This window comes from Conyzicola sp., from assembly GCF_057073975.1.
This window is the reverse complement of the sequence record NZ_JBXMIS010000072.1, coordinates 1-25,793: the sequence shown is the minus strand read 5'-3', so window position 1 is coordinate 25,793 and position 25,793 is coordinate 1. Positions and strand designations below refer to the sequence as shown.

General features: G+C 66.6%; 32 protein-coding genes and 1 other RNA gene. 20 read left to right on the top strand and 13 right to left on the bottom strand.

The window, feature by feature from the left end; translation table 11 throughout:
- Positions 1 to 436 precede the first annotated feature (436 nt).
- The 3 genes from AC14A7_RS06660 (at position 437) to AC14A7_RS06650 (ending at position 2,967) form a co-directional block, all read left to right on the top strand.
- The gene (locus tag AC14A7_RS06660) at positions 437 to 973 is read left to right on the top strand and encodes a hypothetical protein (RefSeq protein ID WP_484007435.1); all 537 of its coding nucleotides are present in this window, start codon (positions 437 to 439) and stop codon (positions 971 to 973) included.
- A gap of 615 nt (positions 974 to 1,588) precedes the next feature.
- Complete coding sequence (locus tag AC14A7_RS06655) at positions 1,589 to 2,422, top strand: hypothetical protein (protein WP_484007434.1); 834 nt, start codon at positions 1,589 to 1,591, stop codon at positions 2,420 to 2,422.
- A 107-nt stretch (positions 2,423 to 2,529) separates the two neighbouring features.
- Positions 2,530 to 2,967 (top strand): hypothetical protein, encoded by a 438-nt coding sequence (locus AC14A7_RS06650; protein WP_484007432.1) that lies wholly within the window; start codon positions 2,530 to 2,532, stop codon positions 2,965 to 2,967.
- Here the strand turns inward: AC14A7_RS06650 and AC14A7_RS06645 are convergent.
- The 4 genes from AC14A7_RS06645 to AC14A7_RS06630 form a co-directional block, all read right to left on the bottom strand.
- The gene (locus tag AC14A7_RS06645) at positions 2,964 to 3,188 is read right to left on the bottom strand and encodes a hypothetical protein (protein WP_484007431.1); all 225 of its coding nucleotides are present in this window, start codon (positions 3,186 to 3,188) and stop codon (positions 2,964 to 2,966) included. The genes AC14A7_RS06650 and AC14A7_RS06645 overlap by 4 nt on opposite strands.
- Positions 3,189 to 3,284: 96 nt before the next feature.
- Positions 3,285 to 4,175 (bottom strand): hypothetical protein, encoded by an 891-nt coding sequence (locus AC14A7_RS06640; RefSeq protein WP_484007429.1) that lies wholly within the window; start codon positions 4,173 to 4,175, stop codon positions 3,285 to 3,287.
- Positions 4,176 to 5,191: 1,016 nt separating this feature from the next.
- Positions 5,192 to 5,467 (bottom strand): hypothetical protein, encoded by a 276-nt coding sequence (locus tag AC14A7_RS06635; protein ID WP_484007427.1) that lies wholly within the window; start codon positions 5,465 to 5,467, stop codon positions 5,192 to 5,194.
- Positions 5,468 to 5,687: 220 nt separating this feature from the next.
- Entirely contained in the window at positions 5,688 to 7,190 is a 1,503-nt protein-coding gene (locus tag AC14A7_RS06630) for a recombinase family protein (protein WP_484007425.1), read from the bottom strand.
- Between the two features lie 30 nt (positions 7,191 to 7,220).
- Between AC14A7_RS06630 and AC14A7_RS06625 the strand changes: the two genes are divergently transcribed.
- From AC14A7_RS06625 to AC14A7_RS06610, 4 genes are read left to right on the top strand one after another with little or no spacing between them, the layout of a single operon-like run.
- Positions 7,221 to 7,349 (top strand): hypothetical protein, encoded by a 129-nt coding sequence (locus AC14A7_RS06625; protein ID WP_484007455.1) that lies wholly within the window; start codon positions 7,221 to 7,223, stop codon positions 7,347 to 7,349.
- Positions 7,349 to 7,735, top strand: a complete 387-nt coding sequence (locus AC14A7_RS06620) for a TadE family protein (RefSeq protein ID WP_484007423.1) — start codon at positions 7,349 to 7,351, stop codon at positions 7,733 to 7,735. Before AC14A7_RS06625 ends, AC14A7_RS06620 begins: the two co-directional genes overlap by 1 nt.
- Entirely contained in the window at positions 7,710 to 8,171 is a 462-nt protein-coding gene (locus tag AC14A7_RS06615; RefSeq protein ID WP_484007421.1) for a hypothetical protein, read from the top strand. The genes AC14A7_RS06620 and AC14A7_RS06615 overlap by 26 nt, the downstream gene beginning before the upstream one ends.
- Positions 8,168 to 8,599 carry a pilus assembly protein TadG-related protein gene (locus AC14A7_RS06610; RefSeq protein WP_484007419.1) on the top strand — a complete coding sequence of 144 codons (432 nt, stop codon included), beginning with the start codon at positions 8,168 to 8,170 and terminating at the stop codon, positions 8,597 to 8,599. The genes AC14A7_RS06615 and AC14A7_RS06610 overlap by 4 nt, the downstream gene beginning before the upstream one ends.
- A 9-nt stretch (positions 8,600 to 8,608) precedes the next feature.
- Here AC14A7_RS06610 and AC14A7_RS06605 read toward each other — a convergent pair whose 3' ends face one another.
- Positions 8,609 to 9,043, bottom strand: coding sequence for a hypothetical protein (locus tag AC14A7_RS06605; protein ID WP_484007417.1), 435 nt, complete (start codon positions 9,041 to 9,043; stop codon positions 8,609 to 8,611).
- Between the two features lie 141 nt (positions 9,044 to 9,184).
- Between AC14A7_RS06605 and prfB the strand changes: the two genes are divergently transcribed.
- The gene (prfB, locus tag AC14A7_RS06600) at positions 9,185 to 10,294 is read left to right on the top strand and encodes a peptide chain release factor 2 (protein ID WP_484007415.1); all 1,110 of its coding nucleotides are present in this window, start codon (positions 9,185 to 9,187) and stop codon (positions 10,292 to 10,294) included.
- Positions 10,294 to 10,680 (top strand): RidA family protein, encoded by a 387-nt coding sequence (locus AC14A7_RS06595; protein WP_484007413.1) that lies wholly within the window; start codon positions 10,294 to 10,296, stop codon positions 10,678 to 10,680. The genes prfB and AC14A7_RS06595 overlap by 1 nt, the downstream gene beginning before the upstream one ends.
- A 3-nt stretch (positions 10,681 to 10,683) precedes the next feature.
- Here AC14A7_RS06595 and AC14A7_RS06590 read toward each other — a convergent pair whose 3' ends face one another.
- Positions 10,684 to 11,430: a DUF2306 domain-containing protein gene (locus tag AC14A7_RS06590; RefSeq protein ID WP_484007411.1), complete on the bottom strand. Its 747-nt coding sequence runs from the start codon at positions 11,428 to 11,430 to the stop codon at positions 10,684 to 10,686.
- Between the two features lie 139 nt (positions 11,431 to 11,569).
- On the opposite strand from AC14A7_RS06590, the gene ftsE reads away from it, so the two are divergent.
- From ftsE to smpB, 3 genes are read left to right on the top strand one after another with little or no spacing between them, the layout of a single operon-like run.
- The gene (gene ftsE / locus AC14A7_RS06585) at positions 11,570 to 12,325 is read left to right on the top strand and encodes a cell division ATP-binding protein FtsE (protein ID WP_484007409.1); all 756 of its coding nucleotides are present in this window, start codon (positions 11,570 to 11,572) and stop codon (positions 12,323 to 12,325) included.
- The gene (ftsX, locus tag AC14A7_RS06580; protein WP_484007407.1) at positions 12,322 to 13,239 is read left to right on the top strand and encodes a permease-like cell division protein FtsX; all 918 of its coding nucleotides are present in this window, start codon (positions 12,322 to 12,324) and stop codon (positions 13,237 to 13,239) included. Before ftsE ends, ftsX begins: the two co-directional genes overlap by 4 nt.
- Before the next feature lie 59 nt (positions 13,240 to 13,298).
- Positions 13,299 to 13,775 (top strand): SsrA-binding protein SmpB, encoded by a 477-nt coding sequence (gene smpB / locus AC14A7_RS06575; protein ID WP_484007405.1) that lies wholly within the window; start codon positions 13,299 to 13,301, stop codon positions 13,773 to 13,775.
- A gap of 6 nt (positions 13,776 to 13,781) precedes the next feature.
- Here smpB and AC14A7_RS06570 read toward each other — a convergent pair whose 3' ends face one another.
- The gene (locus tag AC14A7_RS06570) at positions 13,782 to 13,988 is read right to left on the bottom strand and encodes a hypothetical protein (protein ID WP_484007403.1); all 207 of its coding nucleotides are present in this window, start codon (positions 13,986 to 13,988) and stop codon (positions 13,782 to 13,784) included.
- Between the two features lie 72 nt (positions 13,989 to 14,060).
- Positions 14,061 to 14,732, bottom strand: coding sequence for an SIMPL domain-containing protein (locus AC14A7_RS06565; protein WP_484007401.1), 672 nt, complete (start codon positions 14,730 to 14,732; stop codon positions 14,061 to 14,063).
- Between the two features lie 117 nt (positions 14,733 to 14,849).
- Here AC14A7_RS06565 and ssrA point away from each other — a divergent pair.
- Positions 14,850 to 15,225: a transfer-messenger RNA gene (gene ssrA / locus AC14A7_RS06560) on the top strand.
- 34 nt (positions 15,226 to 15,259) lie between these two features.
- Here ssrA and AC14A7_RS06555 read toward each other — a convergent pair.
- Both AC14A7_RS06555 and AC14A7_RS06550 read right to left on the bottom strand, forming a co-directional pair.
- Positions 15,260 to 15,901: a TetR/AcrR family transcriptional regulator gene (locus AC14A7_RS06555; protein ID WP_484007399.1), complete on the bottom strand. Its 642-nt coding sequence runs from the start codon at positions 15,899 to 15,901 to the stop codon at positions 15,260 to 15,262.
- Between the two features lie 76 nt (positions 15,902 to 15,977).
- Complete coding sequence (locus tag AC14A7_RS06550) at positions 15,978 to 16,817, bottom strand: DUF3097 domain-containing protein (protein ID WP_484007397.1); 840 nt, start codon at positions 16,815 to 16,817, stop codon at positions 15,978 to 15,980.
- Positions 16,818 to 16,910: 93 nt separating this feature from the next.
- On the opposite strand from AC14A7_RS06550, the gene AC14A7_RS06545 reads away from it, so the two are divergent.
- The 7 genes from AC14A7_RS06545 to AC14A7_RS06515 all read left to right on the top strand — a co-directional run bounded on the left by AC14A7_RS06545 (position 16,911) and on the right by AC14A7_RS06515 (position 23,830).
- Positions 16,911 to 17,246 (top strand): PadR family transcriptional regulator, encoded by a 336-nt coding sequence (locus tag AC14A7_RS06545; protein ID WP_484007395.1) that lies wholly within the window; start codon positions 16,911 to 16,913, stop codon positions 17,244 to 17,246.
- On the top strand, positions 17,243 to 18,187 hold the full coding sequence (locus AC14A7_RS06540; RefSeq protein WP_484007393.1) for a permease prefix domain 1-containing protein: 945 nt from the start codon (positions 17,243 to 17,245) through the stop codon (positions 18,185 to 18,187). Before AC14A7_RS06545 ends, AC14A7_RS06540 begins: the two co-directional genes overlap by 4 nt.
- A 29-nt stretch (positions 18,188 to 18,216) precedes the next feature.
- Positions 18,217 to 19,191 carry an NAD(P)-dependent alcohol dehydrogenase gene (locus AC14A7_RS06535; protein WP_484007391.1) on the top strand — a complete coding sequence of 325 codons (975 nt, stop codon included), beginning with the start codon at positions 18,217 to 18,219 and terminating at the stop codon, positions 19,189 to 19,191.
- 72 nt (positions 19,192 to 19,263) lie between these two features.
- Positions 19,264 to 20,232 (top strand): quinone oxidoreductase family protein, encoded by a 969-nt coding sequence (locus AC14A7_RS06530; protein ID WP_484007389.1) that lies wholly within the window; start codon positions 19,264 to 19,266, stop codon positions 20,230 to 20,232.
- A gap of 55 nt (positions 20,233 to 20,287) precedes the next feature.
- Positions 20,288 to 21,784 (top strand): MmgE/PrpD family protein, encoded by a 1,497-nt coding sequence (locus AC14A7_RS06525; protein ID WP_484007387.1) that lies wholly within the window; start codon positions 20,288 to 20,290, stop codon positions 21,782 to 21,784.
- A complete protein-coding gene (gene prpB, locus AC14A7_RS06520; protein ID WP_484007385.1) occupies positions 21,784 to 22,692 on the top strand; it encodes a methylisocitrate lyase in 909 nt (302 codons plus the stop codon). The genes AC14A7_RS06525 and prpB overlap by 1 nt, the downstream gene beginning before the upstream one ends.
- Position 22,693: 1 nt before the next feature.
- The gene (locus AC14A7_RS06515; RefSeq protein WP_484007383.1) at positions 22,694 to 23,830 is read left to right on the top strand and encodes a bifunctional 2-methylcitrate synthase/citrate synthase; all 1,137 of its coding nucleotides are present in this window, start codon (positions 22,694 to 22,696) and stop codon (positions 23,828 to 23,830) included.
- Between the two features lie 10 nt (positions 23,831 to 23,840).
- Here AC14A7_RS06515 and AC14A7_RS06510 read toward each other — a convergent pair whose 3' ends face one another.
- The 3 genes from AC14A7_RS06510 to rsgA all read right to left on the bottom strand — a co-directional run.
- Positions 23,841 to 24,332 carry a septum formation family protein gene (locus AC14A7_RS06510; RefSeq protein WP_484007381.1) on the bottom strand — a complete coding sequence of 164 codons (492 nt, stop codon included), beginning with the start codon at positions 24,330 to 24,332 and terminating at the stop codon, positions 23,841 to 23,843.
- Positions 24,332 to 25,123 carry an inositol monophosphatase family protein gene (locus AC14A7_RS06505; protein ID WP_484007379.1) on the bottom strand — a complete coding sequence of 264 codons (792 nt, stop codon included), beginning with the start codon at positions 25,121 to 25,123 and terminating at the stop codon, positions 24,332 to 24,334. The genes AC14A7_RS06510 and AC14A7_RS06505 overlap by 1 nt, the downstream gene beginning before the upstream one ends.
- Positions 25,124 to 25,142: 19 nt before the next feature.
- On the bottom strand, positions 25,143 to 25,793 hold a 651-nt coding region (gene rsgA, locus AC14A7_RS06500), incomplete at its 5' end, for a ribosome small subunit-dependent GTPase A (RefSeq protein ID WP_484007377.1).

Sequence of the window (25,793 nt, the reverse complement as noted above, 5' to 3'; positions counted from 1 at the left end):
CGAGCCATTCTGGCGCGACGTTGCTAGTCGAGCGCTGGCCGGTTTGATAGTGGCGCTGACTGTGGCAGGCGCCGCTGCTCTTGGCGGTCTGATCGACTGGCGGGCGGCCATCGTCATCTCGGTGGCGCTGGCTGGCGTGGGGTTGGGGGCTGGCCTAGCCGAGGTCGCGGATCGCGTCATTAGGAAGCGATTCAGCAGTCGGCCACGGGTGGGCATCGCGTTGCTCGCAATCCTCGCTATTGGCGGTCTAGTGGTTGCGATCGCTTCGATCACGTTTCTAGTAAGGCTGGGTTTCTAACGGCGCCGATTGTCGTGATTGTTTGGTCGGAACTCACTAACGAGGGAGGCGCAGCTGCGCACTGTTGGGCGCCGATCCCTTTTTCGAGCGAGCGCATCGCAGGTCGTGAACGCAGACGCTGCGATAAGGTGACGAATTGTGAAGATCGGAGACTGGATGTGGCTGGACTGGTCAAACGTTCCGGGGCTGCTCGATTGGATTGCTTTCGTGCTCGGAGGCGTGGGCATTGGCTTCACCATCTTTCAGATCACACGCAGTCGTAATACCTTGAAGGCAGCGTCCGAAGCACTGGCTGAGACCCGCGCCACACTGATCAAGAATCAGCTCGTCTCAATCCTGCCCGGACTGACAGAGATCTCACGAACTCTCGACGATGCACTTCGGAAAGACGACCCGGACGATTGCGAGGCCGCCCTAGGAAGGTATTGCGATTACGCATACGAGTCATCGTCTCTGTTGGAAGAATCAGTCGGACAATTTGATGAGATTGTCAAAGACATTCTCAAGGCTGCCGGTGACGCTAGTGCTGCGCGAGCTGCCTTGTTCGCCGATACGGGCCTGACGGTGGAGGAAAAAGTCGCGGGCGCAGCCACCGGTATCCGCGATCTCGGAGCGCGTATGCGCGGCGTTGCAATGACCATCAAGAACGACCCCGGAAAGGTTGCCAATGCTTGACAAGGACTCTTGGCTAAGACTTATCAGGGGACTGATTTCTGCAACGGTCGATGGATCGCTGCGCTGGTCAGAATCGGGGAACCCCAGCGACAATGGCTTCACAATTTCGTTCGCCGGGATTAGATCTGGCGCTATCGGACGCCTCGGACGCGGTAGGAGCTTTGTCGCCTCGACCAAGGGAGCGTCGTACGAACTGAGCGCCGCGGATGCCCTTGGACAGGCGCCTCACGAATTGTCCGTCTGGGGGCGCGAGGGGGCAAAGATGATCGCGCTCGGGACCCTTCGGTCTTCAGCTTCCCTTGGCGTAACCAACTCCTATGAACTCAACGCTCTCCTGCAAGAGCTCTTCACTTCCGTAGAGCAAACCACTGAGTCGAGCGCAGAGATCGTCAATCGCCTTCTCGATGAATTGGGACAGGACTAGCTAACCGCTCACCTCGGCCTGTCTCGCGTCAGTTCATCTATTAGGGATGCAGCGGGAAAAACGGAGAGTATGCGCATGTCCCTTGAGGCGCTATGCCGCTTCGGGCTGGAGCGAAGGGGGGAGGGGGGAGTCCCTCCCCACCCCGTTAGTCCGATCGGAGAGAAAGTGGGGGAAATCCCTAAACTTCAAACATGAGTGATGCGACCCTATGGACAGCCGTCGGTGCGATTGCGACCGGCGTCAGTGCGCTTGTGACGGCTGCGACTGCGATCTTCATAGCGCGCCAGACCTCCGCGACTCGTCGCGCCGCTGAGGCCGGAGAGAAGACCGCTCGGGTCGCCGTCGAGAGCCTCGACGTCGCTCGCAAGGAGCAAGATAGAACGTTGTTCTTGGCGCTGGAAGCTGTGAAGACGCGAATCGACAACGCGACACCGAGGATCACGATGACCGTCGCCGACGCGATCGCATGGCCGCCGGTCGTCCCTTCACAGTTCGGGGACGCTCAGCCGCACGTTTCCCTAGAGCCGTTCAGACTCCCGCGAGATGGGACCTCTCAACTCATGGTGAGACTGGGTATCACCATTCGCAACGAGGGGGCGCGGACGATCAAGCTCACCTTCGGAAAGCCTCTGGCGTCGCCCGATACGCCCAGCATCACGCGCGCGGTGCTGGGTCCGGGCGAGGCTTTGGAGAACAGGTACGTCGAGATCGCGCGGAGCGTCGCCGAGTGGGCCGCCATTCATGAGGAGAGAGTCGGCGGCTCTCCCGGCGAAGAGTTCAAGTTCGAAGCGATCTACCTAGACGATTCCGATACCGGCGTGATCGAGTATCACGAGGTCATCTTCGGCGGATCGCTGCTGAAGCCTGTGGCCAACGAGCTTGGCGCATGGACACTCATTGACTATTCGCTGCCGAATAATGCTGACTCTGCAAGCATCGGCTGGGCGATACAGCCAACCAAGCGGAGGTATTTCTTGTCGCATCTGCGCGGTCAGGAACTGCCCGAGATCGAGTTGCAGGCGTAGGCGACTACCGCGAGCGCGGCAGGGGGTCGAGTTCGCCCCCTTCGCCCCGCGCTCGCCGTGCCGATGGGCGAGGTCGCCGCGTCGGGGGTTTTCGGTAACCTTCGTCCATGTCAGACGTCGTCCTCGTGAGTCTCTTCAGTGTCGCCGGTACGGTTCTTGTCGCTACGGCTGGAGCGGTCGCGACAATCTTTGGTCCCGCGTGGCGTGAGCGCGCTCTGAGACGCGAGGATCGTCGGACGGCCTCCGACGATCTTCGCTATGAGCGGGCGCTGGAGTTCATCGAGGCCCTAGCCAAACTCGGGATCGCGACCTATTGGCACGACACTTTGGATTTTCACAAGGCGCGAAACAGCTTTGTGGCAACCCTGCGACCGGGGGAGGGCGACGTGGAGAGCTATACGTCGCGACTGTATGAGGCGGTTCACGCTGAACCGGCCGGACCTAAGCAAATGGAGATCGTCAACGATGCGTCGAACCAAATCTTCGGCTGGCTTCGCGGAGACATAAAAGCCAGTAGCTTGCGGGTCGCCGGGGACGCGCCCTAGGCCGCGCGCTCGCCGTAGAGATCGACGAGGTCGGCGGCTTCGCGGGCTTCCTCTGCCTCGACAGCGTGGACTCGGCGAAGGTACTCGGCCGGGTCGATTCCGACGGCGGCGGCCTCGCGGAGGAGTGTCTCGCGGGCGGTGGAGCTGAGCTTCGCGATTGACGCTGGCACGTTTTCGAGGACGGTTGCGACGGAGCGGTAGACGGTGGATTTGGAGAGCATGAGGGGCCTTTCGGGTTATTTGGGTTGGGGAGAAGCTCCGCCGAGGGAGAGCGAGACAAAGCTCGTCACGTCGCCTCGGCGGGGCTTCGGTTCTTGCTACGCGCCAGTCAGGACGCGCACGGCGCCGCCGTTGGCGACGAGGTCGACGGTTCCGTCTTCCTGATCGACCGCGAGGGGCATTGCCTTTACAGCGACGAGGGCCTCAACGATCGAGCGATCAGTAGCCGTCCCGGCGTCGAAGACGCGGAGCGCGGTCACGGCGAACTCCTCTTCGCGAACGGTCGCGCCCCACGGCGCACCGTCCGGGACGACGGGCGCGCGGACTACAAGGGCGAACGCTGGCTTGATGAAGGCCACGATCTCGTCTGGCGCGAGTCGAGTTGACTCGTGGACCTCGAAGCCTCGAACCTTTCCGTCGGGGCTGAACGTCACGCCGGACGAGCCGACAGGGCCGTCGAGAAGCGCTGCGTAGACCTCGGAGCCGACGGCGGCGTAGAGCGGCTCGTCGGAGCTAACGCCGTTCGCGCGGAGCTTGCTTCGAATGGCCGTGAAGGTTTTCGCCGGGGCGTCGGGATCATAGGAGATCGAGGTGCTCTCCGGCGTTGCCTGAAGGGCCTCGACGGCCTCCCGTTCGACGTACTTCGCGATCGCGAGTGACTGCGGCGCTAGTACCTCCGTTGCGTAGTTCTGAAGGTCCAGATCGTAGTGACCGGCCGCCAGCGGGACGCTGGAGTAGGCGAGCGTGTTCAGAGTGACGGGAACCGTCTGCTCGATGATTGCCGACTGAGTCAGCGGCGTGGTCAGGTCGCGAGCGTCGCGAGTGTTGGCCTCGACCGCTCCGGGAACGCGAACGTGGATGGTCGATCCCGACCCTCCGCCGAAGCCAGACTCGAAGTCCCGCTTGAACAGGCGAGCGAGGGTGAGGTCGGCGCCGACGAGCTTCGCGGCAACTGCTGCGGCGGTGTCGGGGGTGTAAATGTTGTGCATGGATTGTCCTTCCGGGACGGGTAGCGCCCTGAGTGGCGCGTCAATGGAGGACGTCGTCTAGACGGGCGTGTGGAGCGCGATACCTGCTCGCGGCCGTCGGCCAAGTGCGCGGGTGCGCGGGGCGGTGCGGGTGCGAGACCTGCTCGCGGACGCCGAGGCGTCGGGTCGTGCTGAGTGGCGCGAGACCTGCTCGCGCTCGTGCCGGTCGTCGCTGCGTGGAAGCGCCGATCGGAAGACTTGGGGGACGGAGACGGCCCGCCGTTGTTGCTCTACGTCGCTAGGAGAGCGCGGCGGAGCGGCGGGCCGTGTCCGTTGCCCCGGCAACCCAACCGGGGGCTTCCTTCGCCGCCAGAAAGGGAACGGCGAAGCGTGAGCGCGTCGACAGTGTCGCGACGCAAGATTTCGGGACTAGCGACTCCCGGTCGGCGGGTCGCCGAAGAGGGTTCGCTCGGTCTCGCCCCACGAGGGGGCGGGCGGGAAGATAGTTAGCCAGACTCCGCGAGCTGCGCCGACGCACACCACTACGGCGAGCGCCCAGAGCATGACTTCGCCCGGAGTCACGCGGGCACCAGTTCTCGCACGGACACGCCTAGGACGCGTTCTGTCTCGGCGGCTACCCGGTCGAGGACAGCGGCGTCAGCGCCGTTGACGTGGGCGCGCGCCGCTTGGAGGAGGAGCTGCTCGACCGTGTCGCGGTGGCTGGCTCGTGCCTCCCTGTGATGTGCGGCGCGGTGGGCTGGCGTGCAAAAGCGAGCAAGCGAGCGGCCGTCGAAATCGACGCCGCAGTATTCGCAGAGGTTCATCGTTGCTCCTCCTCGGAGTGTGGTTTGTGCGTGCGTACGGTCAGCGCGCAAAAAGGGGGAGGCGGTGGACACTCTCGTCATAGAGACATGTCCACCGCCTGCGGCGAGCCGGTGCCCGCCTACGCGCCGGGATTCGCGAGGGGAGGGGCGAGAAGACCTGTTCAACTTCTTTTCCCTCTTACTAGAGAAGGTGGCCAGTGGCGCACCATGCGGTTACTTCGAGCGGCGCTCGCGGCCTGCCTTGGCGTGGCATTCGCGGCACGCGGGCTTCAGGCCGTTTGCCTTCCTGCCGTCGACGCCGAAGGCCGAGAGGGGCTTCTTCTTGTCGCACTTCGAGCACACCTTCCCGGAGACGGCCTGTAGCCGCCCCAGACGGCCTAGGGCTGCGCGAGTGAGATCGCGGTCCTCGTTGTCGTACTGTGCGGCGAGCTTGGCGACGAAGGCGGCGGCGCGCGCGGCGCGGTCAGTGTGAGGGGCTGGCGTGGTCATGCTGGAGGAGGTGGCCGCCGGGGCGAGAGCTGCTCACGGCGCCGAGGAGGGAAAGTGACGAAGTGACGGAAGTGACTCTGTTTACCTATAGGTGTTAAAGAGAGAGAAAACATATACAGGTATAGGGAGAGAGCGTCACTTCCGTCACTTCGTCACGCATTCGGACCGGAATCGGCCCTGCGGAGCCGTTTACACGCTCTAAGCCCTCGCCGTCACCCTTCTACGAGAGCCAGCGAATCTTGACCCGCTCGGGGTGATAGCCCGTCCGTCCCTTGGTTTCCGTCAGCGAGAGGGTGACGTGATCGAGGGCGACAGCTAGCATCCGGCGACGGAGATCGTCCGAAGAGTCGGCCCACGCTTCGGCGACGAGGCGGCCGGTCGGGACAAGTCGGGTCGTGACGGCGCTCGGGATCGCCTGAAGTTCGGCTCGCTGTACCTTCAGGGCGTCGACGCGGCGGAGGATCGCGGTCCCGTCTACTCCGTCTGACTGGAGTTCCGCGAGGGCCTCCCGGATTGCGGCCTCTGTGTCTGCGAGCGCCGCGACGGTGGCCGGAGCTGTGACCTCCTCGACCTCGTCGACCTCGGGCCACGAGCCAGCGACGGCGAGGAAAGCCTCCGAGACAGCCCGGTCCGCATTCTCTACCTTCATGTTCGGACCGAGGCAACGACCGGCCCGAATCGAACAGGTGTAAACGGTCCGACCGCCCGACGTCGTGACCCAAAGCTTCTGTCCGCAATCGTCGCAAAAGATCAGGCCCGAGAGGAGCCGAGCTTGGCGCTCGCGGCGGGGGCCTCGGCGGCTCGTGGGGTTCTTCGGGTCGCGTAGGTGCGCGCGGAGGCGCTCGACCGTGACGACGTCGAGGATCGGCTCGTAGGCGGCCAACGGTGCCCCGTCAGCGTCCCGGACAAGCTCCCAGACCTTCCGGGTCTTCCCGTCCGGACCGACGACAGGGCGGCTCCGAGAGAGACGGCCGAGAAGGCTCTCGCCCGTCCAGACGGCATTTAGACCGGCGTACGACCACGAGCCGCGATCGAGGCCCGCCGGGTCGAGAGCGTTCAACTGCGCCACGCGGTACGCGCTGCGCGTCGTCGGGATGCCGCGACTCTGGAGGTCGGCAATCATGGAAGCCTGAGACTCCCCGCCGAGAATGCGGCCGGAGAACTCGCGGACGACCTCGACCTCCGGCGGGTAGGGCTTTAGAGTTCGGCCGCCTTCCTCGCGAGGGGCAGGGCGGAAGCCGAAGGGCACCGTCCCGCCGACGTATCGGCCGTCCGCGCGGTTCGACCGGATGCTCGCCGAGACACGCGCGGAAGTGTTGTCGGCCTCCGTGCGAGCCACCTCGGAGAGGACGGCGGCGACGAGGCGCCACGCGGCTTGATTGGACCGGAGGCCGTCCTGAAGGGCGACGAAGAGAGAGCCGGGAGTCGCGTCGAGCGTTTCGACTAGGTCGCCGATCGCCGAGAGACCCTGTCGAGTGAACCTGTCAAGCTTCCAGACGGCGAGGACCTCTACCTCGCGCTCGCGAAGCATCCGGAGCGCCTCGGTCGCGTTGGCCCGGACCTTGCGGCCGGAGAGTCCGTCGTCGGTCAGGACCCGGACGACGTCCCAGCCCTCGCGCTCGGCGAGAGCCTGAAGGTCGGCTTCCTGCCGACGGATCGAGTCGGACTGGACTTCGTCCTGAGCTACCGATAGGCGGAGGTAGAGCGCTGCGCGTGGTTTCATGGGTTACTCCTCGTTTGGTCTGAGGAGTAGGTGGCCGGTTTACGGACGGCTGCTCACTACCTCAACACCAGAGGACTCGTCATCGTCATCTGGGCCATCGCCGGGCCAGCGCTCAGCCAGGTGTTCGAGCAGGCGATCGACCGCGTCGTCGGCTTCTAGTGTCGAGCCCGCGCGACGATGAGGGTTCGGCAGCGGCCGAGTTCGTCATGGTCGGCGCCCTGCTCACCATCATGACCCTCTCGGTGCTCCAGCTCGGTCTCGCCCTCCACGTTCGCAACACGGTTGTCGACGCTGCCGCCGAGGGTGCGCGCTTCGGAGCCCTCGCCGACAACACGCTGCAGGATGGCGTGACCAGAACGACAGACCTCATCACCACGGCCCTCGGCCCCGACTACGCGACCGACGTCAGCGCGAGCTACGGCAGCTACCTCGGCCACCCCGCCTCGATCGTCACCGTGCGCACGCCGATGCCGCTCATCGGGCTCGTCGGAATCGACCAGGGCCTGGAGGTGAGCGGGCATGCAGCCGTCGAGACGCTCGACTGAGTCGCTCGCGGTTGGCGACGAGGGTTCCGCCTCCCTCGAGTTCATCACCGCAGGGTTGCTCCTCCTGCTTCCGATGGTCTACCTCGTGCTCACCCTTGCGGCTCTGCAGGCGGGAGCCTTCGCGGTCGAAGGGGCGGCACGCCAGGCCGCGCGTGTCTATGTGCAGGGCGAGGACTCCGCCGATGCGGATGCCGCCGCGGGCCGGGCCATCGAGTTCGCCCTCGCCGACTACGGCCTGCAGGATTCCGCGGTCGACGTCGAGGTCAGCTGCACGGAGTCGCCGTGCCTCACCCGTCGCGGCTTTGTGACGGTCACGGTCGAGACGACGATCGCGCTTCCGCTGGTGCCACCGGTGCTGGCTATCGACACCCCGTTGTCTATCCCGGTCAGCTCGACGGCGACGCAGCAGGTCTCGCGATTCTGGGGCGCCCGATGACGCCGAGCGATGACGAGGGCTCGACCCTGCTGCTCACGATCTTCTACGGGTTTCTCTCCCTGGTGCTCGTGCTGCTCGTCACCGCGGCGACCTCGCTCTACCTCGAGCGCAAGAGGCTGTTCACGCTCGCCGACGGGGCGGCGCTCGTGGGGGCAGAGGCGTTCGACCTGCAGACGGTGGCGATGACGGCGCAGGGCGCGCGCCCCATCCTCGAGTCAGAGGATGTCGCGGCGGCCGTCACCGGCTACCTCGCCGAGGCCCCGGTCGCCGGCTTCGACCAGCTGCGAGTGGTGAGCGCGCACACAGTCGACGGCCGCTCTGCGACCGTCACCCTGAGTGCGCGGTGGAGCCCGCCGGTCGTCTCACTGCTCGTGCCGGAGGGGTTTCCGATCGAGGTCACTGCGCTCGGGCGCAGCGTCTTCGGCTGAAAGGAAGGGTCAGCCGACGGAGTCCTCGAGCTCGAGGCTTGCGGCCTCGGATTCGGCGATCGCGATCTCGCCGGTCGACATGCTCATGCGCTGGCGCAGCACCGCGAGCTGGTTCGCGAGGATCGGGCGCATGTCTGGGTGCACCTCGGTCTCGCCGGTCCAGGCGAGCTGCTCCTCGAGGCTGCCGACGGCAGCGGCGAGCACCATCGTCGGAATGACACTGTCATCCACGTCTGCCGTCTCCGACCACACGGGCACGAGGTCGCCGGTGATGGAGTCGAACTCCTGGATCGTCCACTCGCCCTTCTCCGTCGCGCTGAGGGTGATGACGCGGTTCGTGCCAACACGCACCAGCAGCGTCTCGTCGGCGATGCCGAGAGCCTTCTGCTTGTCAGCGGCAGGCTCGATGATGCGGGGCGACAGCTCTGGAACGAGTCGGCTCACTGAATCGACGACGCGATGCAACTGCCTGCGTTGGCGAACACTCATAGGAGTCACCCTAGGCCTCGAAACGGGGGCGCGACATTCCCCCGTGAGGGGGCCGCAAGCGTTCTACCACCCCGCCGACGGTAGACTCGCTGCGACATGATCGAGCTTGATATTGCCGAACAGGTAGCCGCCCTCCGTTCCACTTTCGCCGACATCCGGTCTGTAATCGGGGTGCAGCGGCTCGAGGCAGAGATCGCCGACCTCAGCGAACAGGCGGGCGTTCCCGACCTCTGGGACGACACAGAGAAGGCGCAGAAGGTCACGAGCGCGCTGAGCCACCGGCAGGGGGAGCTCGCGCGCATCATGAGCATCGAGTCGCGCCTCGACGACATCGAGGTGCTCGTCGAGCTCGCCAACGAGGAGAACGACGAGGCTGCGGGCGCCGAGGTCAAGGCAGAGCTCGAGAGCATTCAGAAGGTCATCGGCGACCTCGAGGTGCAGACCCTGCTCAACGGGGAGTACGACGACAGGCCGGCGGTTGTCACCATCCGGTCGGGCGCCGGCGGCGTCGACGCGGCCGACTTCGCCGAGATGCTCATGCGCATGTACCTGCGCTGGGCAGAGAAGCACAAGTACGCCGTGACCGTCATGGACACGAGCTACGCAGAAGAGGCCGGCATCAAGTCGGCGACCTTCGAGATCGATGCCCCGTACGCCTTCGGCACCCTCAGCGTCGAGGCAGGAACCCACCGCCTCGTGCGCATGAGCCCCTTCGGCGCAGCCGGCAAGCGCCAGACGAGCTTCGCGGCGGTAGAGGTGATCCCGCTGCTCGAGGAGGCCGCGGTCATCGACATTCCCGAGTCCGACATCCGGGTCGACGTCTTCCGCTCCTCCGGCCCCGGCGGCCAGTCGGTCAACACGACCGACTCTGCCGTGCGCCTGACGCACCTTCCGACGGGAACCGTCGTGAGCATGCAGAACGAGAAGAGCCAGATTCAGAACCGGGCGGCCGCCATGCGCGTGCTGCAGTCGCGCCTCCTCATCATCCAGAAGGAGCAGGAGGCCGCCACGAAGAAGGAGTTCGCCGGCACCATCACCGCGAGCTGGGGCGACCAGATGCGCAGCTACGTGCTCGCGCCGTACCAGATGGTGAAAGACCTGCGCACTGAGTACGAGGAGGGCAACCCGTCGAAGGTCTTCGACGGAGAGCTCGACGGTTTCATCAACGCGGGCATCAAGTGGCGCAAGAGAGCGGTAGAAGACTAATGGCCAGAAAACTCATCACCTCCGGCTCCCCGTGGGAGGCGAAGCTCGGGTACTCCCGCGCCGTCGTCGTCAACGACACGATCTACACCTCCGCGTCGGCCGCGACCGGGCCCGACGGCACGGTTGTCTCACCCGACCTCTACGAGCAGACGGCCCACGTGCTCGCCATGCTCGGCCGCATCCTCGAGGAGAACGGCTTCTCGCTCGCGGATGTCGTGCAGTCCAAGCTCTATGTCTCCGACTTCGAGAACTGGGCTGAGGCCACGCGGGCCCACGGAGAGGTCTTCGGCGAGATCCGGCCGGCCTTCACCCTCGTGCACGCGCTGCCGTTCATCGACCCGCAGATCCTGGTCGAGGCAGAGCTCGTCGCGGTGCGCAACTCCTAGTCGCTACCGAGCAGTGACGGTGCGGCTCGCGCCGCTCCAGCGAAGGCCGGGAAGGCCGCGCCGGGCGATCATGATCTCTGCGACGACGAGGTTGGGCAGCCAGGCGAGAAACGGCACGGCCGCGTAGGCATTGGCGAAGGCCTGCGAGCCCTCGAGGCCGACGGCGAGGTGCACGGCGACGAGGATGCCCAGCCAGAGCCGCAGCGTCACCGCGGCGTAGGTCAGGGCGAAGTTGCGGATCATCCACGCGCGGTGGGCACGGTAGTCGCCAGCCCTCGCGGTGCGGTAGGCGCTGACGGCGGTGACGATCCAGAGCACGGCGAGGGCGCCGAAGCCGAAGAAGCCGACGAACCCGGCCTCGTTGACGGGGGAGAGGATGAGGCCGGCGACCCCCGCGATGAGCACGGCGAGGATGTAGACGCGGCCAGACCAGCGGTGCAGCCGGGTGAAGCGCGACCGCAGTGCCGTCGCAAACTGCAGCGGACCGAGCAGCAGCGCGAGAGCGGCACCGCCGATGTGCACGTACAGCACGAAGTGGAAGAACTCCGGCAGTGTCGAGTAGTGCGGGGCGAGCGCGACCCCGTCGGCCGCGAGGGCGGCGATCGTGCCCGACGTGTAGGTGCTGAGCGCGAAGCCGACGATCGCGAGGGACGACAGGGCGATCCAGACGGCTCCGATGCGTCGACGGACGGTGGACGGACGGCGGATAGCGGCTGCAGCGACGGGGGGAGTCTGGGTGTAGGTGGTCACGGTGGCAACCGTAGAATCCGGGCACCTGTCAGCGACACGGGGGCATCCCCCATCTTCTGCCCCGGGAAAACCCTTGGCTCCGCCGGATTGCGGGTGTCGCAGCGGGTGAAGCCGCCAGCCGTGCTTAGGCTCGCTTGCGATGATCCGCTTCGACAACGTCTCCAAGCTGTACTCCAGCAACCCTCGGCCGGCGCTCAACAACGTGAGCCTCGAGATCCTCAAGGGCGAGTTCGTCTTCCTCGTCGGCGCCAGCGGGTCGGGCAAGTCCAGCTTCCTTCGGCTCGTGCTGCGCGAGGAGAAGCCGTCGCGCGGCGACATCCACGTGCTCGGACAACAGCTCACGACCCTGTCGACCCGCAAGGTGCCGTACTTTCGCCGCAACCTCGGCGTGGTGTTCCAGGACTTCCGGCTGCTGCCGCAGAAGACCGTCTTCGACAACGTCGCCTTCACGCTCCAGGTGATCGGCAAGAGCAAGGGCTTCATTCAGGAGGCCGTGCCCGATGTGCTGAAGATGGTCGGCCTCGCCGGCAAGACCGCGCGCTTTCCCCATGAGCTCTCTGGTGGAGAGCAGCAGCGGGTGGCTATCGCCCGCGCGATCGTCAACAAGCCGGCGGTGCTGCTCGCCGACGAGCCGACAGGTAACCTCGATCCGGCGACCAGCGCCGGCATCATGACGCTGCTCGAGCGCATCAACCTCGGTGGAACGACCGTCGTCATGGCAACCCACGACGCCGGAATCGTCGACCAGATGAAGCGACGGGTCATCGAGCTCATCAACGGGCAGATCGTGCGCGACGAGCGCAAGGGCGGCTATCAGACCACGACCGTGCCCATCCAGTCGTTCGGGTTTGGCGAGCGTGGCGCGCCTGCGACGAGCACGGGGGAGCAGCAGTGAGGCTCGGGCTCGTTCTCGGCGAGGCGGCCAACGGCCTTCGTCGCAACGTCTCGATGGTGATCTCAGTCATCCTCGTCACCTTCATCTCGCTCACCTTCGTCGGTGCGGCGATGCTGCTGCAGCTGCAGATCGTGCAGATGAAGGGGTACTGGTACGACAGGGCACAGGTCGCCGTGTTCCTCTGCACCGAGACGAACAACTTCGGCAACTGCGCCCAGCAGGAGGCAACCGAGGAGCAGATCGCCTCGGTGAAGGCGCAGCTCGAGTCGCCGACCCTCGAGCCCTTCGTCGACGACTTCACCTTCGAGTCGCACGACGAGGCCTTCGCGAACTTCCAGAAGCAGTTCGGCGACAACGAGCTCGCGACCTTCATGACGCCAGAGCTCATGAACGAGAGCTTCCGGGTCAACCTCAAGAACCCAGACCAGGCCGACGCGATCATCGAGAGTCTCACCGGGCAACCGGGTGTGCAGGAGGTGGTCGACCAGCGCGGCTACCTCGACCAGATCTTCGCCGTGCTCAACGCCGCGAGCTACACCGCCATCGGTCTCGCCGTGCTCATGCTCATCGCTGCCGTGCTGCTCATCGCCACGACCATCCGGCTCAGCGCGTTCTCCCGACGGCGCGAGCTTGGCATCATGCGGCTCGTCGGGGCCTCCAACCGATTCATCCAGACGCCATTCATTCTCGAGGGGGTGTTCGCGGCGCTCATCGGGTCGCTGCTCGCCGGTGGGGCGATCGTGGCGATCGTGCACTTCTTCGTGCGGGGCTACCTCGCCGACACGCTCGGCCCGCAGACCACGCTGGTGGGATTGGATGACGCGGTGCTGGTCGTTCCCATACTGATCGTGCTCGGTGGCATCCTTGCAGCCGCCTCGGCCGGATTCGCCATCAACCGGTACCTGAAGGTCTGATCTCTATATAGACTGAACGGCTGCGCGCAGACGGCGTGCACCCCACCAGGAGAGACCCCATGCCACGCGAGAAGGGCCAGACGGTTGTCGCAAGCAACCGCAAGGCCCGCCACGATTACACGATCGAGGACACCTACGAAGCAGGCCTCGTGCTCACGGGCACCGAGGTCAAGTCGTTGCGCGCCGGTCGTGCCTCGCTCGTCGACGGCTACGGGTTCATCGACGGCGGAGAGGCATGGCTGGATGCCGTGCACATTCCCGAGTTCAACCAGGGCTCCTGGAACAACCACCCTCCACGCCGCAAGCGCAAGATGCTGCTGCACAAGGCCCAGATCCTCAAGATCCACAACAAGGTGAAGGAGGGCGGCTACACCCTGGTGCCGCTGCGCATCTACTTCAGCGACGGCAACGCCAAGGTCGAGCTCGCGGTGGCCAAGGGCAAGCGCGAGTACGACAAGCGCCAGACTCTGCGCGAGCGGCAGGACAAGCGCGAGGCCGACCGCGCCATGGGCGCACGCCGCAACCTCGGCGACTAGGGCTTGCTAGCCGGCGGCTGGCGGGGTGACGTCATCCTCGTCGTCGCTCACCTTGCCCGCGATGAAGTCCTTGGCCTCGCCGGCCTTGCTCACGATGAACTCGGCCGCGTCCTCCGACTTGTCCTTGACGAACTCGGCGGCCTCTTCGACGGCGTCCTTCGCGGTCTCGAAGCCCTCGGCAATGCTGTCCTGTGCCTCGTCGAATGCGCCCATGGGGTTCCTCCTGGTTGTGTGCCTTGGTCGAAGCCTAGAGGTCGCGCTATTAACGCGAGGTGAATTCGGCGGCTAGGCCGCGACGAAGCGGGCGTCGACCGAGGCCGCGACCTCGATCTGCTGGGGTTTGAGCGCGAGCGTTGCCCCGCCCGCCGGCGACGCGTCCATCTTCATAGCCATGCGGGGCTCCATGCCGACCGGGGGAGTGGCGCTGTCGCCGAGCATGCCGGGGTCGGCGATGGCGGTCGCGGTGACGGAGCCGAGACCGATGGACTGGGCGTAGACGATGGCCTTGGCCACGGCATCCTTCACAGCCCGCGATCGCGCCTCGGTTGCCGCGGTTGCTCGTCTCGCCTCGCTGAGCGACCAGTCGATGCCGACGATGCTCGCGCCCTCGACGGCAACGACCGACTCGATCCAGCTCGAGAGCTCGTCGAAACCGGAGAACCGGGCGGTCAGGTCGAGGCTCGCGTGGTGCACGAGGTCGAGCTGCTCGCCCGTGCTGCTCCACGGACGATCCGACCAGACGCGGATACTGTCGGCAGACCACCGCGTGATCGGACCGACCTCTGCGTCGTGCAGGGGAGCGATGGATGCCTGCACGGCGTCGGCAGCGCTCCTCGCCGCGGCGAAGACCGCGTCGCGGTCTGGCCCGTCGATGCTCACGGCCACCGTCACGGTCGCCCGCTCCGCCGGGTACCAGGCCGAGTGGTGTCCCTGAACTGTGATGACCGTCTCTGGCATGGTGCCTCCTTTTGTCCTAGAATAGAGGGCTGCTCCACGAGCAGTCTTGACAACTCAACAGCGCGCGACAACGACCGGCTGTGACCGTGCGTGGCGACACCACGGCGCGGTAGGCATGGGGATGATCGGTTTCGACATTGCCTGCAAAACTGCGAGAAGCGGGTCGAGGATGCAGGGTTATCTCGTTAACGCAGCCTGCAAACAATAAGTGCCGATTCCAAGCGCACTGACTTCGCTCTTGCTGCCTAGCAGCAACTAGCACATGAAGTCCGTCAGTCCGGGGATGCTCTCTACCCGGTGCCTGGCGTTATCTAGAGAGATTGCTTCGTAGCTACGCCTTAGGGCTGCGAGGGACTTTTACTATGGCTGGGCTCGTCGGTTTAGGTGCTTGTGGCAAATTCCGGAGCCGAGCAGAACGCTTTCACAAGCTACGCCCGTAGAAGGCGCAGAATTACAGCAGTGGACCGGGGTTCAATTCCCCGCATCTCCACCATTGGTCGGTTGTCGCGCGTTGTTGAGGAGACCCGCTAGTCGCGGGCGCCGAGTTCGCGCGGGTTCGGATTGATCACGGAGTCGACGATCGCACGGATGGCGAATTCCGTCGCAGCACCAAGGTCGAGTTCGTCTGGCTGCAGCAGCCACTGCACCTGCAGCCCGTCCATGACGGCGAGGATCGACGCGGCTCCGTACTCGATCGCCCGCTCGTCGACGACGCCGTTCTGTGCGCACATGACGCGGAACGCGTCGCCGACCTCGGCGCGGAGGGTGCGGTAGCGCACCTCGAAGAACTCGCGCGCCGGGTGGTCGTCGGTGACCGACTCGGCGGAGAGCACGGCGTAGGCCTGCACGATTCCCGGTCGCTCCATGTTGAGCTTCGCGGTCGTGACGAGGTGCATGAACAGCTCGATGCCGTCAGGGATGTGCTTGCCCTCGAGGTTGGCGACGTCGCTCTCGTCGCGGTAGCGAAGCACCTCGAGCAGCAGCTGGTCTTTCGACCCGAAGTGGTGCAGGATTCCGGCGTGGGTCATCTCGACCTGCTCGGCAATCTCGGTGAGCGGACCGTTGTTGTATCCCTTGCTGCCGAAGGTGGCCAGCGCGGCCTTGAGGATGTCTTCTCTGCGCTGCTTGGTGCCCTCGCGCCGACGGGGTTCACGTCGCACGGCTGTCATAGCCCGACTATAGCGCTCGCCTATTTCCCGTTCTCTACGTCGTTTTTCGCCAGTTCTGGCGCTCGAGCAGCGGCTGTTAGTCGGCAGCGACGAAGTCGATGAGCTGCTCGACCCGACCGAGCAGCGAGGGCTCGAGATCGGCATACGTGCTCACGCGCGACAGGATGCGCTGCCATGCGGCCGCGATGTCAGCCTGGTCGTCGTGCGCCCAGCCGAGCGCTTCGCACACTCCGTGCTTCCACTCGGTGCCGCGGGCAATGACGGGCCATGCCGCTATGCCGAGTCGCGCAGGCTTCACGGCCTGCCAGATGTCGATGAACGGATGCCCGACCACGAGCACGTGGCGCCCGTTCGGCCCCGCGGCAACCGCCTCGGCGATGCGGCTCTCCTTCGACCCGGCGACGAGGTGGTCGACGAGAACGCCGACCCGTCGGCCCTCGGCCGGACGAAACTCTGCGAGCACCTGCTCGAGGTGGTCGACGCCCTCGAGGTACTCGACGACGACGCCCTCGCGGCGAAGGTCGGTGCCCCAGACCTTCTCGACGAGCTCTGCGTCGTGGCGTCCTTCGACGAGGATGCGGCTGGCGCGAGCGACGCGCGCGCGTTCCTGCTCACCGGCAATGGATCCGGATGCTGTGCGCAGCAGCCCCGTCGGCTTCGTTCGCGGGGCACGAAGGGCGACCGCGACCCCGTCGACGAGGAAGCCGGGACCGAGCGGGAACATGCGCCGACGGCCGAGGCGGTCCTCCAGCTCGACCAGGCGGCCCTCGATGCGCACCACCGCGCCGCAGAAGTCGGTTGCCGTCTCCTCGACTACGAGGTCGGCGACGGCCTCGACGATCGGCAGTTCCGCGCGCTTCGGGCGTGTGGTGAAGCCGGCAAGAACGTCGGAGCCGTAGCGGTCGTCTGTTGTCACCGGTTGAGGCTAGCAACCCGGCGATGGAGCGCTGCGGCGGCTCGCGGAAGGTAGCACTAGACAATAGTGTGTGACACACAATATAGTTTCACAATGATCGACGACGACGTGCTTGCCACGCACCGCCAGGAGCTCCGCCGGGGTTCCGTTGTGCTTGCCTGCCTCCTTGTGCTGCGCATCCCCGACTACGGCTACGCGCTTCTCGAGGCCCTCGACGCCAAGGGGTTCGCCGTCGACGCCAACACGCTTTACCCGCTGCTGCGCCGCCTCGAGGCGCAGGGGCTGCTCACGAGCGAGTGGAACACCGAGGAGTCACGCCCTCGCAAGTTCTACCGCACGAGCGACGACGGCTCCGCCGTCGCCGACCTGCTCATCCGCGACTGGGAGCAACTCCAGTCCGCCTTCGCTGCCCTCAAGGACGAATCATGACACCGAGCCTCACCGACCGCTATGTTGCGGCAACCCTTCGCCGACTGGCTGCCGGCCAGCGGGCCGACATCGACACTGAGCTGCGCGCTCTCATCGCCGACGCGATCGATGGCCAGCGGGCGGCCGGCGCGACCCCCGCAGAGGCGGAGGTGCTTGCCCTCACCGAGCTGGGCGATCCGGTTCGCCTCGCCGCTGACTACGCGGATCGGCCGCTGCACCTCATCGGCCCCGCCCTCTTCCCCGACTACTCGCGCCTGCTCCTCGTTGCCCTCTCGACCGTCGTGCCCCTCGTGCTCGTCGTGGTCGCCTTCGTCGCCGTGCAGGGTGGCAGCGCCTTCCTGCCGGCGGCGCGAGATGCGGTCGTTGCTGCCGTGACCGCCGGATTCCACATCGCGTTCTGGTCGACCGCACTGTTCGCGATCATCGAGCGGCTTCCCGCCCTCCGCTCGCGGCGGGCGCACGGGTGGAACCCCCTGGCGCGCACGGCGCTGCCGGAGCGCGGCCTCGACCCGCTCACGCTCATCATCGGCAGCGCTGTCGCGGCGCTCATCGCCGCGGTACTGGTCGTGCTGCAGACCGTCGGGCCGGTGCGGGATGCGAGCGGTGCCGTGATCGGCGCCATCGAGCCTGGCTTGTGGAACTCGGGCGCCCTGCTGCTCGCCGGCTTCTTCATGGTGGCGAGCATCGGGTCGGCGTTCGCCGGCCACTACGTCGGCTGGGGCTACGCCCAGGCGCTCGGCAATGCGGTTCTCGGCCTGCTCTTCTCCGTGCCGGTCATCGTGCTCGCGCTGAGCGGACGCCTGCTCAACCCGCCGTTCTACGCCGCCACCGGCTGGCCGGGCGGAGACGGAGTCGTCGCCTGGATCATTGCGGTCTTCATCGGCCTACTGAGCTTCACCGATATCGTCGACGGCTTCGCCCGGGCCCGTCGCGCCAGCTGACTCCTCACCTACAACAGAAGGACACCACAATGAAGGCTCTGCTTCAGCATGCCTACGGCACGCCCGAGACACTGGAGGTCGCCGAGATCGACACCCCGAGCGCTGCGCCGGGGGAGGTGCTCGTGCGGGTTCATGCGGCATCCATCAATGCCGCGGACTGGTTCATCATGACCGGTAGGCCGTACATCGCGCGCCTCGCCTTCGGGCTCACCGCGCCTCGGGTGCAGGTGCGTGGCCGGGATGTCGCCGGCACCGTCGCGGCCATCGGCGAGGGCGTGACTCGCTTCGCCATCGGCGACAGGGTCTTCGCCGAGTGTGCCTCTGGCACCCTCGCCGAGTTCGCCGTCGTACCGGAGCGCTCGCTCGCGAGTGCTCCCACCCGCCTCTCCTTCGAGCACTGGGCCGCGACCCCGCTCGCCGGCGCGACCGCGCTGCAGGCCATCGCCGAAGTCGGAGCCGTGCGGGCCGGCCAACGGGTTCTCATCAACGGAGCCTCCGGAGGCGTTGGCACCTTCGCGGTGCAGATCGCCGTCGCCCTCGGTGCACACGTGACGGCGGTGTGCAGTGCGAGGAACGCGGAGCAGGCAGAGCGGTTGGGTGCCAGCCGCGTGATCGACTACACGGTCACCGACTTCACTGCAGAGGGCATCCACTACGACGTCGTGCTCGACCTCGTCGGCAACCACCCGCTGCGCGTCCTGCGCAGAACCCTCACCGACCGCGGCGCGCTCGTGCTGTCGTCGGGGAGCGGCAGTGCCGTGCTCGGCCCGATCGGCCGCTTGCTGCGTGCGGCCGTGATCAACCTCGTGGTGCGGCAGCGCATCGTGTCGTTCGTGGGCGGATCGACGCTCGAGCGGCTCGAGCGGCTCGCGGCGCTCATCGACTCCGGCTCGGTGACGCCGCAGGTCGAGGCGACGTTCACCCTCGACGAGGGTGCGGCGGCGATGCAGCGCTTCGGGCGGGAGCACGCGAGATCCAAGATCGTGGTTGCCGTCGTCAAGTAAAGAAAACTTGACATGGATGCGGCGGGGTCGTACCGTCATCCATGTCAAAGTTTATTTACATAGGAGGTCGCCATGCGCGCCGCAGTCTTTGAGAAGTACGGGTCGGCCGATGTCGTCTCCCTCGGTGAGCGAACCATGCCGGTCGCGGCGAGCGGGCAGGTGCTCGTGCGGGTTGCCGCAGCACCGGTCACGGCCGCCGACGTCGCCGCCCGATCGGGCACGCCGTGGTTCGCGCGCCTCTACTTCGGCGTCACCCGGCCGAAGTGGCCGGTGCTCGGTTCGACCTTCGCCGGCACGATCGAGGCGGTCGGCGACGGCGTCGTCGGCCTCGCGGTCGGCGATGAGGTCTGGGGAGCGTCGGCAGACTTCGGCGGGCACGCAGAGTACCTCGTCGCCGATGCGGCCGGAGTGCTCGGCAGGCTGCCGGCCGGGCTCAGTCTGGTCGATGCGGCCGCGATCCTCGATGGGGCGCTCACCGCGCTGCCCTTCCTGCGCGACGGTGCCCGGCTCCAAGCCGGCCAGAGCATCCTCGTCACAGGGGCATCGGGCGGGGTTGGTTCTGTCGCCGTGCAGCTTGCCGTACAGCTCGGCGCCGTCGTGACGGCACAGACAAGCACGGGCAACGACGCACTGGTGCGCTCTCTTGGTGCGTCCGACGTCATCGACTACACGACCACCGACTACACGCGCACCGGCCGCACCTGGGACGTCGTGCTCGACGCAGCAGGAAAATCGAGCTTCGGCGCAGCCAGGCGGGCGCTCGCACCGACGGGAATCTACCTGTCGACCGTGCCGTCTCTCGGAGTGCTCATCGGAATGCTGACAACGCGGCGATCCCGTGGCAGACGAGCGGCGATCCTCTTCACCGGGCTTCGGCCCGTCGCCGATGTGCGGCCAGAGCTCGATGCCATCGGCGCCATCATCGCGGCCGGCGGCCTTCGCGCCGTGATCGACCAGGAGCTGCCACTCGATCGCGCCGCCGCTGCACACGCCTACGTCGAGCGCGGACACAAGAAGGGCGTCGTGCTGCTCACCATGTGAGCACAGGGCTTTCGTGCGAGAGTGGAGTCATCCACCGTCCCACCGGAAGGCTCCGATGAAGCTGCACCCCCTGCGCACCTACCGAAGCGAGGAGGCCCTTCCTCGTGAGGAGCAGCTCGCCTGGAAGATCGCCGAGGTTGCCGCCGATCCGGTAGAGGTGCTGGATGAGGTGACCGACATGGTCATCAACCGCGTCATCGACAACGCCGCGGTCGCCGTCGCATCCCTCAGCCGTGCGCCGGTGGTCGCTGCCCGTGGCCAGGCCGAGGCGCACTCCGCTGCTCCCGGCAGCACGGTCTTCGGCTCGGCCGGTCGCTACAGTGCGGAGTGGGCGGCATGGGCCAACGGGGTCGCCGTGCGCGAGCTCGATTACCACGACACCTTCCTCGCGGCCGACTACTCGCACCCCGGCGACAACATCCCGCCGATCCTCGCCGTGGCCCAGCACACCGGCCGCACTGGCGCAGAGCTCGTGCGTGCCATCGCGACCGGCTACGAGATTCAGATCGATCTCGTCACGGCGATCAGCCTGCACAAGCACAAGATCGACCACGTTGCCCACCTCGGCCCGAGCGCCGCGACAGGCATCGGCACCCTGCTCGGCCTTCCCGTCGATACGATCTACCAGGCGATCGGGCAGGCCCTGCATACGACGACTGCCACTCGGCAGTCCCGCAAGGGCGAGATCTCCACGTGGAAGGCGTACGCACCCGCGTTCGCCGGCAAGATGGCGATCGAGGCCGTCGATCGCGCCATGCGGGGCCAGACGAGCCCGAGCCCGATCTGGGAGGGAGAGGACGGCGTCATCGCCTGGCTGCTCGACGGCCCGACCGGTCGCTACGAGGTTCCGCTGCCAGAGGCGGGGGAGGCCAAGCGCGCGATCCTCGACTCGTACACGAAGGAGCACTCGGCCGAGTACCAGGCGCAGGCATGGATCGATCTCGCACGAAGGCTCGGTGCCGCGCATCCAGAGATCACCGACCCGGCGAACGTGGAGCGCATCGTGCTCGCCACGAGCCACCACACGCACTACGTCATCGGATCCGGCGCGAACGACCCGCAGAAGTACGACCCGACCGCATCGCGCGAGACCCTCGACCACTCCATCCCGTATATCTTCACCGTCGCTCTGCAGGATGCCGCCTGGCACCACGTCGACTCCTACGCGCCAGAGCGCGCGGCCCGCCCCGACACCGTCGCCCTGTGGCACAAGGTGACAACCGTCGAGGATGCGGAGTGGACCCGCCGCTACCACTCGCTCGATCCCGCAGAGAAGGCGTTCGGCGGGCGCGTCGAGATCACCCTCACGAGCGGCGAGACCATCGTTGACGAGATCGCGGTCGCGGATGCCCACCCGCTGGGAGCGCGGCCCTTCGCCCGCGCTGAGTACATCGCGAAGTTCCGCACCCTCGCCGACGGCGTGCTTGAGCAGGCCGAGACCGAGCGGTTCCTCGATCTCGCGCAACGACTTCCGTCGCTCTCTGCCCTCGATCTGGGCGGCCTCACCGTCAACGCCACCGGGCTGCCCACCCCGCCGAAGGGACTGTTCTGATGCTGCACGCGACGACCCCGCCGCATGAGAAGCGTGCGGCTTTCCGCGCCGCGCTCGCCAGCGGAAAGCTGCTGCGCCTGCCCGGGGCCTTCAACCCGCTGAGCGCGAAGCTCATCGAGCAGAAGGGCTTCGAGGGCGTCTACATCTCCGGGGCGGTGCTCAGCGCCGACCTCGGGCTTCCCGACGTCGGGCTCACCACGCTCACCGAGGTGGCCCAGCGCGCTGGCCAGATCGCCCGGGTGACCGACCTCCCTTCCCTCGTCGACGCCGACACCGGCTTCGGCGAGCCGATGAACGTCGCCCGCACCGTGCAGGTCATCGAGGATGCCGGTCTCGCCGGCCTGCACCTCGAAGACCAGGTCAACCCCAAGCGCTGCGGGCACCTCGACGGCAAGGCGGTCGTCGATGCCGACACCGCGGTCAAGCGCATCCGCGCGGCGGTCGAGGCGCGCCGCGACCCGAACTTCCTCGTGATGGCCCGCACCGACATCCGGGGCATCGACGGACTGGATGCTGCCGTCACCCGCGCGAAGCAGCTCGTCGACGCCGGGGCCGACGCCATCTTCCCAGAGGCGATGGCGAGCCTCGAGGAGTTCGCCGCCATCCGCGCGGCCGTCGACGTGCCGATCCTGGCCAACATGACCGAGTTCGGCAAGAGCGAGCTGTTCACCAACCAGCAGCTGGAGGACGTCGGAGTCAACATCGTGATCTACCCGGTGTCGCTGTTGCGCCTCGCCATGGGTGCCGCAGAGCGCGGTCTCGACACGATCCTCGCCGAGGGATCGCTCACGAGCGCGGTGCCGTCGATGCAGACCCGCGCTCGGCTCTACGAGCTCGTCGACTACGAGGCCTACTCGCGCTTCGACGACGGCATCTTCACCTTCGACCTCTCGAACAACAGGAGCTGACGTGACCGACACTGCACCGATCGACATCAGGAAGGGCCTCGCCGGTGTCGTGGCCGACACGACAGCAATCTCCAAGGTCAACCCAGACACCAATTCGCTGCTCTACCGCGGCTACCCGGTGCAGGAGCTCGCGGAGCACTGCAGCTTCGAGCAGGTGGCGTGGCTGCTGTGGAACGGCGAGCTGCCGACCGCCGACGAGCTCTCCGGTTTCGAGGCGCTCGAGCGCTCGCTTCGTGCTCTCGATCCGCGGGTGAAGCGCGTTATCGACGAGCTTCCCCTCACCGCGCATCCCATGGATGTCGTGCGCACTGCGGTCAGCGTGCTCGGCGCGACCGACCCGACGCTCAACGAGCCGAACGGCACCCTCGACCGCCGCCTCAACGAGGGGCGTGCCGTCTACCTGCTCGCGCAGGTGCCGTCGATCGTCGCCTACGACCAGCGCCGCCGCCACGGCGAGCAGCTCGTCGAGCCGCGCGACGACCTCGGGTACTCAGCCAACTTCCTCCACATGACCTTCGGCGAGGTGCCGAGCGACACCGTGGTGAAGGCCTTCGACGTGTCGATGATCCTCTACGCGGAGCACTCGTTCAACGCGAGCACGTTCACGGCGCGCGTCGTCACGAGCACCCTCGCCGACCTCTACTCCGCGGTGACCGCGGCGATCGGAGCGCTCAAGGGCCCGCTGCACGGCGGTGCGAACGAGGCGGTCATGCTCGCCTTCGACGAGATCGGCACCGCCGACAAGGCGGAAGCGTGGCTGGATGCCGCCCTCGCGGAGAAGCGCAAGATCATGGGCTTCGGCCACCGCGTCTACAAGAGCGGCGACTCGCGGGTTCCGACGATGAAGGCGGCCCTCGACACGCTCGTCGCGGAGTACGACCGACCAGACCTCGCCGAGCTGTACTCGGCGCTGGAATCGGCGATGGATGCCCGCAAGGGCATCAAGCCGAACCTCGACTACCCGAGCGGGCCGGCCTACCACCTGATGGGATTCGACACCCTCACGTTCACGCCGCTCTTCGTCGCGTCCCGCGTGACCGGGTGGACGGCCCACATCATGGAGCAGGCCGCTGCCAATGCGCTCATCCGCCCCCTGTCGCAGTACGTGGGGGCGGACGAGCGGCATGTAGCTGGCTAGAGCCGAATGGCTACGCTCCGGCACCCTCGAGGGAGTCGGTGACCTTCACGATCTGGCCATCGGCGTCGATCTCGACGATCATGCACAGGATCTCGCGGTCGCCGAGCTCCCAGCTCTCGGTCGACGGGTAGAAGTACGTGAAGTCGTAGGTGACGGCCTCGTCGTACGTCTGGCCGATGAAGCCCTCGAAGCCGCCGAGGCACTGGGCGTCGGCCTTGGCGATCGTGTCCTCCTCGCCCGGGTAGGTCTCGTCGTCCATGATGATGCTCGAGTAGACCTCGTAGTCGTGCGGCTTGGCGCAGTCGACGGTCGGCACGGAGTTGATGTCCTCGCCGGAGTCGGTCTCGGTGTTCGAGTCGAAGCAGTCGCCGACCGCGAGGGTGAAGACGTCGTCCTCTGTCGCGCCAGAGATGAGGTTGCCGATGGCGCTGCATCCGCTGAGACCCATGGACAGCACCGCTGCTACCGCAAGGACGGTGGCGGTGCGTGTGACGCGGCGCATCAGCCTGCCGCCACGATCGAGAGTACGGCGTCGTGAAGGCGGCCGTTGGTCGCGAGAGCGCTGCCGCTCCACGGCCCGGTCTCACCGGCGAGGGAGCTGAAACGGCCCCCGGCTTCTTCAACGATCGGAATCAGTGCAGCAATGTCATACGGTTTCATATCCCACTCTCCGGCAGCGTCCAGGTGACCCTCCGCGACGAGCATATAGGCCCACGCATCGCCGATCGACTGCGCACGCCACACCCGCCTTTGGAGGTCGACAAGGCTGTCTAGGTGACCGGCCGCATCCCAGCCCTTGATGTTGTTGTAGCTGAGGGCGGCGTCGGGCAGTTCTGCGACCCTGCTGACCTGAAGGCGCTGCGGCTCCTTGCCGTGCTCCATGCCGAAGGCACCGTGCCCGGCAGCCGCCCACCAGCGCTTTCCGAGGGCGGGGGAGCTGACCACACCGACGACCGGCACGCCGTCGACCGCAAGAGCGATGAGGGTTGCCCAGATGGGAACGCCGCGCAGGAAGTTGGCTGTTCCGTCGATCGGATCGATGATCCACTGACGGCTGCCAGTGCCCTGCTCCCCGTACTCCTCGCCGAGGATGGAGTCGTTCGGCCGCGCCGCAGCGATGCCGGCGCGGATGCTGCGCTCCACCGCCTGGTCGGCATCGGTCACCGGTGTTCTGTCTGGCTTCGTCTCGACCACGAGGTCGAGTGCCGTGAATCGCTCGAGGGAGATGAGGTCGGCCTCGGCGGCGAGTGCGAGGGCAAGGGACAGGTCGTCACTAGGGGAGTAGTCGGTCACGACTACAGGCTAGCGAAGGCTACGCCGTCGACCCGAGGGTCGTGATGAGCCGCTGGAACGACTCGAGCCGCTGCGCTCCGAGCTCGCCGAGCCTACCCTCCTCCACGCCCTCGACGATCGCGCAGTCGGGCGCGTCGGGCAGGTGGGTGCAGCCGCGGGGGCACTCCTCGGCGAGGGCGGCGAGGTCGGTGAACGATCGAAGGATGTTCGAGGGGTCGATATGACCGAGCCCGAACGACCGCACGCCGGGGGTGTCGACGATCCAGCCCGTGCCGATGCGGAGCGAGACGGTGGATGACGACGTGTGCCGCCCGCGGCCCGTCACGTCGTTGACGCGGCCGACCGCGCGGTTCGCCTCCGGCACGAGCGCGTTCACGAGCGTCGACTTGCCGACACCCGAGTGACCGACGGCGACGGTGGTGTGACCCTCGAGTCGCGCCCGCACCGCCTCGACCTGGAAGTCGTCGCTGCGGCTCTCGATCACGTCGAGGTCGAGCCCGGCGAAGTTCGCGAGAAACTCGGCAGGGTCGGCGAGGTCGGTCTTGGTGATCACGAGGATGGGGGCGATTCCCGCGTCGAACGCCGCCACGAGATACCGGTCGACGAGCCTCGTTCGCGGCTCGGGGTTGGCAGCGGCGACGACGATGAGCATCTGGTCGGCGTTGGCGAC

What these genes read in the sequence shown, in the direction of transcription:
- AC14A7_RS06655 (WP_484007434.1), top strand. Translation starts at nt 1,589, where the DNA reads ATGAGTGATGCGACCCTATGGACAGCCGTCGGTGCGATTGCGACCGGC.
- AC14A7_RS06650 (WP_484007432.1), top strand. Translation starts at nt 2,530, where the DNA reads ATGTCAGACGTCGTCCTCGTGAGTCTCTTCAGTGTCGCCGGTACGGTT.
- AC14A7_RS06645 (WP_484007431.1), bottom strand. Translation starts at nt 3,188, where the DNA reads ATGCTCTCCAAATCCACCGTCTACCGCTCCGTCGCAACCGTCCTCGAA.
- AC14A7_RS06640 (WP_484007429.1), bottom strand. Translation starts at nt 4,175, where the DNA reads ATGCACAACATTTACACCCCCGACACCGCCGCAGCAGTTGCCGCGAAG.
- AC14A7_RS06635 (WP_484007427.1), bottom strand. Translation starts at nt 5,467, where the DNA reads ATGACCACGCCAGCCCCTCACACTGACCGCGCCGCGCGCGCCGCCGCC.
- AC14A7_RS06630 (WP_484007425.1), bottom strand. Translation starts at nt 7,190, where the DNA reads ATGAAACCACGCGCAGCGCTCTACCTCCGCCTATCGGTAGCTCAGGAC.
- AC14A7_RS06615 (WP_484007421.1), top strand. Translation starts at nt 7,710, where the DNA reads ATGCAGCCGTCGAGACGCTCGACTGAGTCGCTCGCGGTTGGCGACGAG.
- AC14A7_RS06610 (WP_484007419.1), top strand. Translation starts at nt 8,168, where the DNA reads ATGACGCCGAGCGATGACGAGGGCTCGACCCTGCTGCTCACGATCTTC.
- prfB (WP_484007415.1), top strand. Translation starts at nt 9,185, where the DNA reads ATGATCGAGCTTGATATTGCCGAACAGGTAGCCGCCCTCCGTTCCACT.
- AC14A7_RS06595 (WP_484007413.1), top strand. Translation starts at nt 10,294, where the DNA reads ATGGCCAGAAAACTCATCACCTCCGGCTCCCCGTGGGAGGCGAAGCTC.
- ftsE (WP_484007409.1), top strand. Translation starts at nt 11,570, where the DNA reads ATGATCCGCTTCGACAACGTCTCCAAGCTGTACTCCAGCAACCCTCGG.
- smpB (WP_484007405.1), top strand. Translation starts at nt 13,299, where the DNA reads ATGCCACGCGAGAAGGGCCAGACGGTTGTCGCAAGCAACCGCAAGGCC.
- AC14A7_RS06570 (WP_484007403.1), bottom strand. Translation starts at nt 13,988, where the DNA reads ATGGGCGCATTCGACGAGGCACAGGACAGCATTGCCGAGGGCTTCGAG.
- AC14A7_RS06565 (WP_484007401.1), bottom strand. Translation starts at nt 14,732, where the DNA reads ATGCCAGAGACGGTCATCACAGTTCAGGGACACCACTCGGCCTGGTAC.
- AC14A7_RS06555 (WP_484007399.1), bottom strand. Translation starts at nt 15,901, where the DNA reads ATGACAGCCGTGCGACGTGAACCCCGTCGGCGCGAGGGCACCAAGCAG.
- AC14A7_RS06545 (WP_484007395.1), top strand. Translation starts at nt 16,911, where the DNA reads ATGATCGACGACGACGTGCTTGCCACGCACCGCCAGGAGCTCCGCCGG.
- AC14A7_RS06540 (WP_484007393.1), top strand. Translation starts at nt 17,243, where the DNA reads ATGACACCGAGCCTCACCGACCGCTATGTTGCGGCAACCCTTCGCCGA.
- AC14A7_RS06535 (WP_484007391.1), top strand. Translation starts at nt 18,217, where the DNA reads ATGAAGGCTCTGCTTCAGCATGCCTACGGCACGCCCGAGACACTGGAG.
- AC14A7_RS06530 (WP_484007389.1), top strand. Translation starts at nt 19,264, where the DNA reads ATGCGCGCCGCAGTCTTTGAGAAGTACGGGTCGGCCGATGTCGTCTCC.
- AC14A7_RS06525 (WP_484007387.1), top strand. Translation starts at nt 20,288, where the DNA reads ATGAAGCTGCACCCCCTGCGCACCTACCGAAGCGAGGAGGCCCTTCCT.
- prpB (WP_484007385.1), top strand. Translation starts at nt 21,784, where the DNA reads ATGCTGCACGCGACGACCCCGCCGCATGAGAAGCGTGCGGCTTTCCGC.
- AC14A7_RS06510 (WP_484007381.1), bottom strand. Translation starts at nt 24,332, where the DNA reads ATGCGCCGCGTCACACGCACCGCCACCGTCCTTGCGGTAGCAGCGGTG.